General features: G+C 32.3%; 12 protein-coding genes. 5 read left to right on the top strand and 7 right to left on the bottom strand.

Translation table 11 applies throughout. The features are described 5' to 3' along the window. Positions 1-4: 4 nt before the first annotated feature. Positions 5-322, bottom strand: a complete 318-nt coding sequence (locus ACX9TM_RS15005; RefSeq protein ID WP_000991882.1) for a PadR family transcriptional regulator — start codon at positions 320-322, stop codon at positions 5-7. Positions 323-528: 206 nt separating this feature from the next. On the opposite strand from ACX9TM_RS15005, the gene ACX9TM_RS15010 reads away from it, so the two are divergent. Genes ACX9TM_RS15010 through ACX9TM_RS15020 form a run of 3 tightly spaced genes read left to right on the top strand, consistent with a single transcriptional unit; the run spans position 529 to position 3,702 of the window. After that, positions 529-1,458, top strand: coding sequence for an AAA family ATPase (locus ACX9TM_RS15010; protein WP_000608783.1), 930 nt, complete (start codon positions 529-531; stop codon positions 1,456-1,458). Then, complete coding sequence (locus tag ACX9TM_RS15015) at positions 1,455-2,621, top strand: DUF58 domain-containing protein (protein WP_072770338.1); 1,167 nt, start codon at positions 1,455-1,457, stop codon at positions 2,619-2,621. Before ACX9TM_RS15010 ends, ACX9TM_RS15015 begins: the two co-directional genes overlap by 4 nt. Beyond that, positions 2,593-3,702: a DUF4018 domain-containing protein gene (locus tag ACX9TM_RS15020; RefSeq protein WP_000860489.1), complete on the top strand. Its 1,110-nt coding sequence runs from the start codon at positions 2,593-2,595 to the stop codon at positions 3,700-3,702. The genes ACX9TM_RS15015 and ACX9TM_RS15020 overlap by 29 nt, the downstream gene beginning before the upstream one ends. A 56-nt stretch (positions 3,703-3,758) precedes the next feature. Here the strand turns inward: ACX9TM_RS15020 and ACX9TM_RS15025 are convergent, their stop codons facing one another. After that, complete coding sequence (locus ACX9TM_RS15025) at positions 3,759-5,216, bottom strand: MFS transporter (RefSeq protein ID WP_001186926.1); 1,458 nt, start codon at positions 5,214-5,216, stop codon at positions 3,759-3,761. Between the two features lie 402 nt (positions 5,217-5,618). Here ACX9TM_RS15025 and ACX9TM_RS15030 point away from each other — a divergent pair, with 402 nt between their 5' ends. Both ACX9TM_RS15030 and ACX9TM_RS15035 read left to right on the top strand, forming a co-directional pair. After that, the gene (locus ACX9TM_RS15030; RefSeq protein ID WP_000889737.1) at positions 5,619-5,879 is read left to right on the top strand and encodes a hypothetical protein; all 261 of its coding nucleotides are present in this window, start codon (positions 5,619-5,621) and stop codon (positions 5,877-5,879) included. A gap of 83 nt (positions 5,880-5,962) precedes the next feature. Further along, positions 5,963-7,459, top strand: a complete 1,497-nt coding sequence (locus ACX9TM_RS15035) for a glycosyltransferase (protein ID WP_000335242.1) — start codon at positions 5,963-5,965, stop codon at positions 7,457-7,459. Positions 7,460-7,602: 143 nt separating this feature from the next. Here ACX9TM_RS15035 and ACX9TM_RS15040 read toward each other — a convergent pair whose 3' ends face one another. The 5 genes from ACX9TM_RS15040 to ACX9TM_RS15060 form a co-directional block, all read right to left on the bottom strand. Continuing rightward, positions 7,603-7,845, bottom strand: a complete 243-nt coding sequence (locus ACX9TM_RS15040; protein ID WP_000752474.1) for a hypothetical protein — start codon at positions 7,843-7,845, stop codon at positions 7,603-7,605. Between the two features lie 110 nt (positions 7,846-7,955). Further along, positions 7,956-8,156, bottom strand: coding sequence for a hypothetical protein (locus ACX9TM_RS15045; protein ID WP_001277646.1), 201 nt, complete (start codon positions 8,154-8,156; stop codon positions 7,956-7,958). A 305-nt stretch (positions 8,157-8,461) separates the two neighbouring features. Then, positions 8,462-10,783, bottom strand: coding sequence for a glycosyltransferase (locus ACX9TM_RS15050; RefSeq protein WP_002025986.1), 2,322 nt, complete (start codon positions 10,781-10,783; stop codon positions 8,462-8,464). Between the two features lie 52 nt (positions 10,784-10,835). After that, positions 10,836-12,353, bottom strand: coding sequence for a glycosyltransferase family 2 protein (locus ACX9TM_RS15055; RefSeq protein ID WP_000839298.1), 1,518 nt, complete (start codon positions 12,351-12,353; stop codon positions 10,836-10,838). 221 nt (positions 12,354-12,574) lie between these two features. Then, positions 12,575-13,597 carry a hypothetical protein gene (locus tag ACX9TM_RS15060; RefSeq protein WP_000429607.1) on the bottom strand — a complete coding sequence of 341 codons (1,023 nt, stop codon included), beginning with the start codon at positions 13,595-13,597 and terminating at the stop codon, positions 12,575-12,577. Positions 13,598-13,699 lie beyond the last annotated feature (102 nt).

Consider the following 13,699-nt stretch of genomic DNA (forward strand, 5'->3'; position numbering starts at 1 on the left):
TCATTCACTCCCCTAATATACTATTTCCATTCCTTACAGATCTCTGCAATCTGTTATACTCGAGCTCTAACACTTCTCTCCCAAACGGCGTTAACTCATAGCACTTCTTTCTGTCTGTAGAGGCAACTTCAACAATTAACTTCTCTTTTAGTAATTTCGTCGTATTTCCATATAAAGTACCAGGGCCGAGCTTTACTTCCCCATTTGTCATCTCTTCTACCATTTGCATAATTCCGTAGCCATGCAACGGCTTCACGAGTGACAATAATATGTAATATGTCGCCTCAGTTAACGGAATATATTTTTGCGCCTTCGCATTCATTATAACTACCTCCGATACATCGATATATGATATATCGACTCACGATACATCGTATATCGATATTGTATAATTATATTCCAAAATATGCAAGAGTAATTTAATAATTAAATATCCATTTCTTTGAATTAAAAAATCATACCAATTTTCTGAATAATTTGTTAAAATATAGAAATATTAGCTCTTTTATAATGAAAGGAATGGTACATATGATAAATAAATTGAAAGAAAACATCGGATCTGTGTTTGTTGGTAAAGAAAATGTTATTGATCTACTGCTCGTTTCACTTCTTGCTGATGGACATGTACTACTCGAAGACGTGCCTGGTACTGGGAAAACGTTACTGGCGAAAACCATTTCAAAAAGTATTGGTGGTAGTTTTTCTCGCGTTCAATTTACCCCTGATGTACTTCCAAGTGATGTAACAGGTATTGAATACTTCAACCCAAAAACAAGCGAATTCGAATTAAGAATTGGACCAGTTATGACAAACATTTTGCTAGCAGATGAAATTAACCGTGCAATGCCGAGAACGCAGTCGAGTTTGTTAGAAGCGATGGAAGAACGACAAGTGACGCTGGAGAAGCAGTCAACTCCTCTTCCGAAACCGTTCTTTGTTATTGCGACGCAAAACCCAATTGAATCACAAGGGACTTTCCCTCTTCCAGATGCACAGCTTGATCGCTTTTTAATGACGATTTCAATCGGTCATCCAACTCCTAAAGATGAGTTACAAATGATGCGACGTTTTCGGAACGATTTACCATTAGAAAGTGTCACATCTGTCATCTCATTAGAAGATATTTTAGAAGCTCAAAAACGAGTAAAAGAAATATTTGTTTCGGAACCGTTAGAACATTACATTATTAAACTTGCTCATGCTACAAGAAATCATGATTATATCGCTAACGGTGTAAGCCCACGTGCCACATTAGCTTTAGTACGTGCTGTTCAAGCTTTAGCCTTTTTACACGGGAGAGAATATTGCACACCAGAAGATATACAATTGTTAGTTCCTTCTGTTTGGAATCACCGTATCGTCTTATCAATGGAAGGTGCCCTGCGTACGACAAAGAATGATATTATGCAAAGTATTTTAAAAGAAGTTGACGTACCTGTGGAGATTGAACAAGCATGAATGGACAGCGTGTTGTAACTGTGCCTTTATTTTTTCAACTCCATATTATTCAACTAACCGTTCCAATCGCATTACTTTTCACATTCTTTTTCCCGCAACGAATGCTTATGTTTCTCTTTTTCTTCTATTATTTATTTGCGATTTTTATTTATAAATATGTCGCTTTCATAGAGAAGAAGTTTCAAATCATAAATGAGAAACAAACTACACGGATTTTTCCTGAGGAATCTGGACAGTTTTTTATTCATTTAAAAAATGGAGCCAGCATACCAATCGTTAATGGTGTTTGTTACTTTCATTTAAATTCGTCCCTTATACCGCATAAAGAGCAAGGCATTGAACAAATATCAAAAACGTTATTCTCTTTCCCATTTTCACAACTTGCACATTCGGCACAAAAATGGGGGTTAACATTAACCGCCACGAAGCGTGGCGTGTTTCAAATTGAACAATTTGAATGTGTATTAAAAGATCCATTTCATCTATTAACTGTACATTTACCTGTTTTTGATAAATTAAGGACTGAAATTATTGTGTATCCTTCTCCTAAAGAAGTAGCAGGTTTGCAAGAACTTCAGCAACTTTTGAATGGATCTTATCGAACGAATTTTTCTTTTTACAATGATGAAACATCTATTATCGGTGTAAAGCGATATGAGCGTGAGTCTTTCCGCTCTATTCATTGGAAGGCATCTGCTAAAATGCAACAAGTACAGGCGAAGCAATATGAACCTGTAAAAAATTATAGTTGGACGATTTGTCTTTCTTTAGCTGCCGATCGTGGATTTGGTTGGAAAGATAATGTAGAAGAACTTATTTCATATGCAACATACATTTTCCAGTATGCAACGAAGCACCACATTCCGTTTGAATTGTTTATTAGTGTATTAGCAGAAGGCGGTGCATTACATGTACCGTTAAATGAAGGACAAACACAATATGCAAAAGCTTTAGAAGAATTAGCCCGTATTTCAGATGATAGTACGTTACTTCCGAAACAAGGATTCCTTCATTATGTAAAGAGAAAAAGAGAACGATCGTCTACAATGATATACATTGGTTTACAAAGAAATGAACTCCCTCTTCTCTCGCAGCCAACGTTTCTCATTACTAGTGAAGGGATGGTGGAACCAGTTGAAAACTTGGCTATATCACATTCATGATTTCATTCTGCTCCTTCTGCTTTCATTATTAACAGAAAGAGATGAACTAATTAGTATTGCAATATTTTTAACAACAGGCTATATTGGAGTATTTCTTATTCATAAATTTATGCAGAAAAAAACAACAGGATTTGTAATACTTTTAGTTCTTCAAATCGTTCTTTTCTCTTTATTTTTACCTTTTTCTCTATTTGGCACAATCATATTACCACTATTTTTCTTTATCGTACATGTGGTCGGACCTGGATATCCAGTTCAAAAATCTTTAGGTGGTATTGTATGGTTTGTCGTTTCAGCTATATTTTATGCACCCTTTCCACCGTTGTGGAAACTATTAATGTTAGCCTTGCATCTTATGATTACATTTTGGTTAACCGGGGCCAATCGCAAACAACAACTATTACGTTTTTCTTCTATCATTACGATTGGCTTAATGAGTATATTAATTGTTCAAGTATTTCCTTTCATTCGACTTATTTTTGGTTTTATAACGGAAGTAGTCGCATTAGGCTTCGGCTATGCTTTAATGCCATTAATTAAAGCAGCGGAATTAAAAGATACTGAAGATGTTTGGGCAAATAAAGGACATCTCTTAAAACCAAAAATTGAAGACGGAAAAAAAATTCCTGATTTTGATCCAATACTCATAAATAGCACTACAATAATAGTCTGTACAGCTATCGCTATTTACGTCGTTTGGAAAATAGTAAAAAAACGAAAACATTTAAGTTTACCAAATATGCCCGCCTTCGAATCTACTATCATTACTGATAAAGAAGGAATGAGCCAAAATCGTTTTAAACGAAATAAACCGCCACATAACGAAATTCGGAAGGAAATTTTTAAGCTAGAGAGTAAGTTAACCCCTCCTTTAAATAGAAAACGGGGAGAAACTGTTGAGGCTTGGCTAGAAAGAATAAACGATGAAGAAGATGTAAATATTCAAAGTGATATTATTATAGATACTTATAATACGGTGCGTTATTCAAATAGTGCAAACACTGTACTTCTACATGAATTTAAGGAAGAGATTCATAAGCTTTATGCATATCAAAAAAGTTTGAAGAAACGAAAGAAATAACGTAACAAAAAGACTCCTATATTCATAGGAGTCTTTTTGTACTTCTACGTTGCTTTTTAAATGGAAGCATTCTTCCCTGCTTCAATTTCTAATGACTCTTCATGCCACCAAAGTGTTTCTTCAGGGTCTTCTTTAGCGATTTGGTGTGCTTCTTTTTTCGTTTCTACTGTAGGATATGAACCTTTTAGCGCACGCCCTGAAGTTGTAACGAATAGTACACTAAATACAACTAATCCAATAATACTTACACCTGCTAAATAAAATGCCGGTGCGAGCGGGTTACCAGTTGCATGAACTAAGTATGAACATACAAGCGGTGTTGTTCCACCGAATATCGATACAGAAATATTAAATGAGATCGAAAGTGCTCGATAACGTACATCAGTGAAAAAGAGTGATGGTAATAATGAAGGTAATGTTCCTTCATATACACTTAAGAAGAAACCTAGTACGAAAATACCTGCAAATATAGCTGCAATATGTCCGTTACCTATTAGTAAAAATGCTGGAATTGCAAATACAGTTAAACCAAGTAAACCAATTTGCACAACGCGTTTATTACCAATTTTATCACTTAATTTACCGAAATATAGTGCTAGTGGAATCATAAGTGCCATCGTAATAGAAATAATTAATAAGCCTGTTGTTTCTTCGACTTTAAGTACTTGAGTTAGATAAGAAGGAATATACGAAAGAATCATATAATTTGTAATATTAAAGAAGGCGACAATTACTGTGCTTAATAAGAAGTCTTTTTTGTGATATTTAATAATATCCATGAATGAAAATTGTTCATTGTCTTCAGATTCCTCTTGTGCTTTTTCCATCTCTTCAAAGATTGGAGATTCATCTAGATGACGGCGTAAGTATAAACCGACCAAACCAATTGGTGCAGCTATTAAGAACGGAATACGCCATCCCCAGCTGAGCATTTGCTCATCTGTTAACAATAACGTCAAAATGGTAACAATTACCGATGCAGCAATGTAACCTGAGAGTGTTCCAATTTCAAGACCACTACCGAGTATACCACGCTTTTTATCTGGAGAAGATTCTGCGATATAAACCATTGCTCCTGAATATTCGCCGCCTGTAGAGAAGCCTTGAATCATTCGGGCAACTAAAAGTAGTATTGGTGCCCATACACCAATTTGTTCATAGGTTGGTAGTAATGCGATGAATAATGTAGAAAGTGCCATTAAAATAATAGTAGTACTTAACACGATTTTTCGGCCGTACTTATCTCCTATTCTACCAAAGAATACACCTCCGATTGGTCGAACGAGGAAGGCTGCTGCAAATGTACCGAATGTAAGTACAAGTTGCAATCCACTATTATCAACACCAGAGAAGAATAATTGACTTAAAATTACCGCTAAATACGCGTATAATCCGAAGTCAAACCACTCCATTGCGTTCCCTATACCAGTAGCAATTACTGCTTTCCTGGCTTGTTTAGGATTAACAATATTAACGTCTTGAGGTTCAAAATTTAAATCATTATTTTGTTGCATATAATAAAACAGCTCCTTATTTAATTTAACTTCTTTAAGCACACCTTCTCTTATTGAATAAAATTAATTCGAAGCACTTAAGGAAAAGCAACGTCTCCTTATCTGTTATTATTATTTCACATAATTAATTATTTGTCCAATTAAATGCTCTTTTTATATAAAATTAAACCCTGTTTAACTTGTTATAGAATGACGTTCAGCTTATATAACACATACCTTTACACTACAAATGAAATTTTAATTTATTTATATCTATACGTTTCTGTAATTGCTTCCTTTAACCTAGAAATTAGTAACTTTTACTAAAGATTTGCATATATTTAAAAAGTGAACTCATTAGCTCGAATTTTGTCTTATTACATTCAAATATAGTATTATTATAGATTTAAAGGAGGGTGTTTTATGTTGGAAATAATACTTTTACTTGCTACTATTTCTTTTCTCTTCATTATTTCTGGATTTTTCATTACCTTAAAACAATATAAAGAAATAAAAAATATAAAGACTATATTAACTACCAAAAAAGAAAATGAGAAAACTACATCCGAAAACTCAATCCCTATGCAATTAGACCTGAGCGTTCTCAATAATTTACTGGCTTCTGGAATAAATAAAGGTACTAATTCAGGTAATGAAAATTCTAAGTCTGAGAAAACTAAATAGTCGTTACGTATTTAATAAAATATATATCTCCTATTTTATCTAATCTTATTAATAACTACCTCTGATTAAAAAGGAGACTACTTATGTGTAAAAATCCGATTTCTATTATTATTCGTATACAGCATAACATAAAAGTTTTACCTGAAATTTTGAAAGCCTGTGAACAACTACACCCTTTAGAAATCATCCTTACTATTAACGGATATATCGATGATTCCATTGATATTGCACAATCTTACAATTGTAAAATTATCACATTAGAAGAACCGTCAGAATTAAATAATTGTTATGTAATTGGTGCCACAAAAGCAAAGGGTAAGTACCTCTTATTTTTAGATGCAAATTACATTATCCAATCTTCCTTACTTACACAATTTCTTCAACCATTACTAGACGAATCAGCTGACATAGTATTAAACAATTTAGATGACTTTTTTTATCAAAAGCAAAAGCCAACTATAGAAATGATTTGGCAGCAGGTTACGAATCATTTTTTTCATCGTCCAGATTTACATGTTAACTCACTATTATTTCCTCCCTATGCAATAACAAAAGAGATTCTTGATGCAATTACTCCAGAAAGTTTATTAAATCCGATATTGGCACAAATGAAAATTATTAAAAATAAATTTCGCATTAGCAATCATTTTAAAATTTCTATACCGCAAATTCCCTCCTTCCCCTCAAAACAACTCATTCGTTATCACCTAGAAGCAATTGAAAATTGGGTAAATATATTACAAAATTCAAGAGGAAACTATACTGATAATAATCGAAGGCGAGATATTATTTTAGAACTTCAAAACGGCGAACAAAGAGCTATACCCAAAATAATTACAGGTAAAAAGTTTTATTCAAATACTTATGGAAATAAACAATTATCCATCATTATCCCTGTTCAAAATGAAGAAAAAACGATAGAATCTATCATTTTTGAGGTGCAGAAATTAAAACCTTTAGAAATCATCATTATTGTTAATGGATCAACAGATAAAACAGAGGAATTGGCGAAGAATTGCGGTGCAACAGTTATTACTTACAAAGAAGCACTCGGCATTGATACCGGACGTGCCGTTGGTGCATATTTTGCAAAAGGTGATATATTATTATTTATTGATGGTGATTTCTTAATTCCTAGTTCTGATTTATTACCATTTGTACAATCTGTTCAAAATGGAACCGATTTAGCTTTAAATAAATTAGAGCACTACTACATGTATCGTGTTCCTTATACTATCGTAACTGCATGTAAGCATGTTGTTAATTTAGCATGTAATCGAAAAGATTTAGGTATGGGCTCCACAACTGCTGTCCCTCATGCTTTTAGTCGAAAATGCATTGATACAATTGGGTTTGATTCTCTTCTTTCACCAACCTTAAGTCAAGTTAAAACAATTTTAGCAGGATTGCATGTACAAAATGTTCATTCTATCGACGTTGACAAGATAAATCGAGTTCGACCAGAAAAACACTTCTCGCAGGAAGGCTACCTTTCATTAGCAACGCAACAAATCATTGGTGATCATATAGAAGCAATTTCTTACCTCATTGAACAAAAAAGAAACACTGAATACTTTTAATTGTATATTCTTACCACCAAATAATATATGAATTCATTTTAAATATATAGCAAAATAAAAAAAGATGGTTGTAACCATCTTTTTTATTTTTACATTAGATCAAAAGAAAAGTAGCAGGCAGGCTTTTCATTTCTGTATCTTTCTTAAGAAGTTTGAAAATAGAGGCTTGTTAATGAAGAGTCAACACTTAAATCATCTTTTAGTGCAATTGAGAAACATGCAACTAATGGTAAAGTAATAACAATTGATCCACTAGGACTAATTACAATAGTAGGACTTGTCCCACATGTGCCTCCACAATCGACTACTGCATCAATTCCACTACCAGGGGTAATTGTAATTTTAAGACACACATCTAAACAAACATTATTCGTAGTACATGCCATAACTCTCCCTCCTTTCTTTTAACAATATATGCAGTTAATTAAATTCGGACACGACTCTCTTACTAAGTCTTATAAATTAGATGTTATTTTATTATTAACTGCATAGAAAATTAACGTTTTATTAAACTATCTAAATCAACTAAAAAACTCAAATCATCCTTTACTGAAATAGAAACACATGCAATAAACGGTATTACATTAAAATTAGATAAACATTCATCATTGCACCTTACGAATATTTCTGCCCCACCATTTGGATTGACTTTAGTTTCTAAAGAAATATGAAAACAACTTTTATTGATGCAAGACAAGATATTCCCTCCTTTCTTATATCTAATATCAATTTATCCAAAAATAAAAATACCGTTACAACTTTATTTACTCTTTACCTTCCATACTTAAAATAAAAAAGATAAAAGCTTCTTCATATATATAAAGAAGCCTTTACCTTTTAGTTACTTGTTCATTTACTATCAGTCAGTGAAACATGCTCTTCACTTGTACCTGAGCTAAAAATAATAAAAATTTTTGATTTTAGTTTCATTGCAATACTAAATATTGTCAAGTTGCATAAATGAAATGTTTAAGTTACTCATTCAATAGACAAATTTACCTTTTAAAATAAATCTTTAAAATCCTTATTCTTCAATAAATATGAAAGTCCTTCTAAATGATCCCCAGTAATTCTCAATACAGCTGGTGGATGTCCTATCGTCGCAAAATGCTCTTGTGGCCGAATACGATTTGGTTTCATTACATCTACAAAATGGACACATTCGACTTTATACCCTTCTAATATTGCCTTTACTTGTGCAACACACGCTGTGTGAAGAGTGTCCCAGCCAATTCCCTCTAAACATTTTCTACTAATAGCATGGGGAACAGCAATTGTAGATCCTACCCCTAAATCTTTACGGTTACAAGCAATATTCAACATATATTTATATAAACTTACAATATATAGAGGAAATCTAAGATTTAAATTTAAATCATTTAAAACCATATCAACACCATCCGCAACAGCTTGCGTTAACGGATGAAGATCTTTTGCTGGAATAGCAAAATCAGCATCAATAAAGAGAAGTATATCTCCTGTCGCTTCTTGTGCACCGATTGCCCGACCTATATCATGCCCTAATCTTTCTTCATAAACAATTACTGTTGCCCCTGATTGCTTAGCAATTGCTTCTGTTTGATCTGTTGACCCATTAATGACAACAATTATTTCTTTCGGTTCAATTTTTCTTGCCTCAAGAATAACTTCTTTAATCGTTGATTCTTCATTTTGTGCTGGTATAATAATTGATAACTGTTTTCCATTATAAATAGAGGAATTCATTCCCCATCCTTTATGGAAACGTGAATAATTCTTTTGGTTTTTTAACTGCTCTATAATTTCTCTTTTTCTTCCTCCATCTGTATAATTACCTCTATCATCTTTTCGTTGTAACCAACTCTCCAAAGCTTTTATATTTTCTTTAATCTCATATACTTCTAATTTAGTTAATCCATTTTTATAGAAAGAGGTTTTGTTTGCAGGCATATTATTCAAGGAGGTGTTAGTGATGGCTGACGAGGATTGTAGTCGCCACCCTTTCTCAATAAGAGTTACTTGGGACAGAATAGGATTCTGCAAGATATCATATCCAATGTCTTCAATTGCTTTTTTAGTAATAGCATATGGCATAGATAACATCGAATCATATTTTAAATCCATACGCCCCAATACATCGTTTACTATTTTTCTATACACCATAGCAATGCTTGGCCATTCTACTCTCATCTTTTCAAAACAAAACGAGTCTATATTATTTAAAATTACATCCTGTTCCTTTTTTAGTAGCGGTTCTATAAATCGTTCTAATTCTACCGAAAAAATAACATCTTCTCCATTTAAAAATAAGACTACATCACCATTGGCGACTTTTGCCCCATGAACTGGTGCTTTCCATTTACTTTTCTCCTCAATCACAACAACGTTATTTTCAACAAATGTTGGTATAGATTGTATCGCACTCATTCTATCATCAGCTACAATAATAATTTCTAGTGGTTTTATATGCTGCACTTTATTTAAAATTTGATTCAATTTTGATTTTTCTTCTCCTAAAACTATAACAACTGATAGGTCCACTTCTTTTTGTTCTTCTTTTACAGTCTGATTAGGTTTTACTTTTTTTATATATTCAATTGTTTCACTCTTCCCTACAGCTGCATGCCCTGCTTTTTTATCAAAATATAAGTCAATTATAATTTGATTTACTTCCGTGTCTTTATCAAGTTGCTCTAATTCGGAAATAAATGGTAGCAAATGATTTTGCACATCAAATTCACACGCGAAATTTTGCAAAAAATAAATATTCGGTACATATTTAATGTGATTAAAAAATTTCACAACATTAATTCTTTCGCCAAATTTCTCTTCAACTTCTTCTCTTGATAAATTTGGATAAGACAAATCGAAAACTAGATTTATTGGTACAGGTATCCATTTTAATAAATTTGTTTGAGGATTATTAATGAAAGCTGTGGAGCCCTTAACGAATCCAGCTAAAATTAAAGACATAAATCCTCCCCCAGAGCTGCCATAAAACAACACATTTTTCGAATCAACTTTTAACTTTACAAATACTATTTCTAAAATATTTGCTATATCTTGTAAATAAAATCTATTTAACTCTCCCTGTCCCCAACCTAAAGATAATTTTCCAAGATATAACGTAGGGTCATTATAATATATAACAGTATCTTCAAATTCATCCATCCAAGAATGTCGATGAAAAATAGGTGGACCAATTGGCTGTTCTTGAAACCCACCTGCTCCGGATCCAAAAACAATAGTGTTAGAAGCATCGGGCTTAATACGAATTAAAAATTCATACGTTACTTTATCCCAATCAACCTTGAGTATAAATGGTTCTGTAATTTGAAAATCCATTTGCCATAATTGTTCATATGAAATGTTAATTATTTTATACTGGTCTAACAGTTTAATCACCCTTTCCATCCATTTCAAGTTGTTCTATCAAGTAAGAGAGAGCTTCAACGTGATCACCAATGATTCTTAATACTGCCGGAGGATGCCCATTGTGACTTACATTCTCCATTAAACGAATTCTATTCGGTTTTACAACATCAACGTAATGTACACATTCTACTCTATACCCTTGTAATATTGCTTTTACTTGTGCAAGACTAGGGCATAGTAAGCTTTCCCAGCCTATTGCATCTAAACATGATCTACTCATAGCATGTGGAATTGCTACTAATGAGCCATTGCTTAATTCTGGACGATTATATGCTAAATTAAGCATATATTTTACGACGTCTACAACATAAAACGGAGGGTGTAACATCGGATTCAAATCATTTAATGCTATGTCTACACCAGCTGAAACTGCTTTTGTAAAATGATGCAAATTACTTCCTGAAACACTAAAATCACCATCAATAAATAAAAGAATATCTCCTGTAGCTTCAAGCGCTCCAATAGCACGTCCAACATTATGACCAAGTCGTTCGTTATATTCAATAATAGTAACACCAAGTCTTTTAGCAATATTAGCCGTTTGATCTGTCGAACCATTTACAACGACGATGATTTCTAGTGGTTCTATTTTTCTCGCCTCAAGTATTACTTGTTCTATAGTCTCTTCTTCATTTTGTACTGGTATAATGACAGAAAGTTGCTTCCCATCATAAATTGAAGAATGCATTCCCCACCCTTGATGATAGGAAGGGTATCGCTTACATTCACCTAGTTTTTGAACAATATCTCTTCTTTTTCCTGCATCAGTAAACCCTACTCTTCTTCCTTTTTTCTCTATCCATTTAGCTATACCGCGTAAATATCTTTCTACTTTCTCTTTTTCATTTTTGGATAACTCTTTTTTTATTAAATATCCTCCTTCCTCTATAGTCTCATCTTTAGATAACGTATTGATTGCATATTGATCGTTAATCCGCCACCCTTGATTCACAATCTTCATATGAGATAGAACGATATCTTCCATATAATTAAAGCCGATATTTTCCACTACTTCTTTCGTAAGCGCATATGGTAACGAAAGTATTGAATTGCTTTTTAAATCTGGTCGACTTAAAATTTCATTTAACATTTTTCTCCATACAATATCCATATTTGGACATTTACCTATTTCTATCAATTTATCTATTTTATTTAAAACTACATCGGCTTGATTTGTAACAATTGGCTCAATAAATCTCTGCATTTCATTTGTGGATAACGAAAAATTGCCATCTAAAAATAATAAAACTTCTCCTTTTGCTGCCTTTATACAAGCTCCATATCCATCATAATGCTTATTATATTTGTCCATAAAAACAATATGACATTTATGTTTCTTTGCTATTTCATACAAATTACTTCTATCGTTAGGAACGAAAATTATAATTTCAAGAGGATTTAGCTTCCATATAGATTGAATTGACTCTTCTAATATTTGCTCTCTTTCACTGTACAAAATAATAACCGTTAACGATTTCATTACACGCCCCCTTTACACATCATGTGACATAAAATATTAAGTATTACCATTTCCTATGAATTTGCTACTTTATTAACATATTCAAAAGTGAATTATACTGTGTGAAAACAAACGTCTATTTTTAAAAATATAATTCTGCACTTACCTCCTTTCTCTTATCATTGTTTGTTACAACTCTCACCATAAAAAACAAAAAAAGTCCTAATTTCTTTAGGACTTTTTTAAATAAATTTATCAATATTATTAATTTTATATACTACCTTTTTCCATGTTATACCGCGATCTTTTGTAGTAAATATTTCTTTTTTATTACACGCCCAACCTTTACGCCGATTAAAAAAATGCAAACAAAATACATTTTTTAACAATGGATTACTTGATACTTTAATCCATTTTGCTCCTTTTTTTATTATTTGATACACACTTCCATTTTCACTATTTATAACCCAGCCATAATAGGAACTAAAAAACGAAACAGCCACTTTACTAGTATTTATTGTTTTATTTGAAATATGCCACGAATTCCCCTTATCAAATGAGTAATTCATTAAAAATACATCATCATTCTTTTTAGTTGGTATTACTAATAAGTTATTTTTATAGATTGCTTTATAAGCCATAGCAGTCCCATTGTTAATTCCTTCAATACTTGGAATATCTTTTGTAGGATGCCAACTTTCCCCACCATTTATTGTTTTAAATACCGTTGATGTTTCATAATGTTTTTGTAATGAAATAAACCCAATTAGATCGTTTATAAATGTTATCCCTGAAATACTATCACTAATACTTATATTTTTTATTACTTTCCAAACTTTCCCTTTCGTTTTCAAATAGTATAAATTATGTTCAAATTTATTTGATGCAAGCTTTCTAGATAATACAATCCATATACTATCCATATTCGTAGCATGCAATTGTACTTGAACATCAGTCGATTTCTCCCAATCTTCTTCAACCGGTAAAATAAACTCACTCCACCTTTCTCCTCTATTAACTGTATAAAATATAGCTGGCAATAAATCGTCATTCTTTTTTGTTAAACCATATGCCCAAGAGCTTCGAGCGTTTATTGGATACCCAAATAATACAATTGAATTAAGAGGATTGACAATATCCCATTCTACTCCTCTATTTTGAGTATATAAGATAGCCTGCTTTTTATTTGTATATTGAATACTAGCCCAACCATATTTATCCGTTCTCATTTGTAAAGAAGTAAATTGAATATCATTATTTTCCAATATATCACCTCATTCTTATTATTTATATATTCGTATGCTATTATTTTCAAAACGTTCTATCATTAGTTATTTAAACCACCCGCTTTATCTACTATCTTTATA

This window comes from Bacillus sp. LH1 (assembly GCF_057924895.1).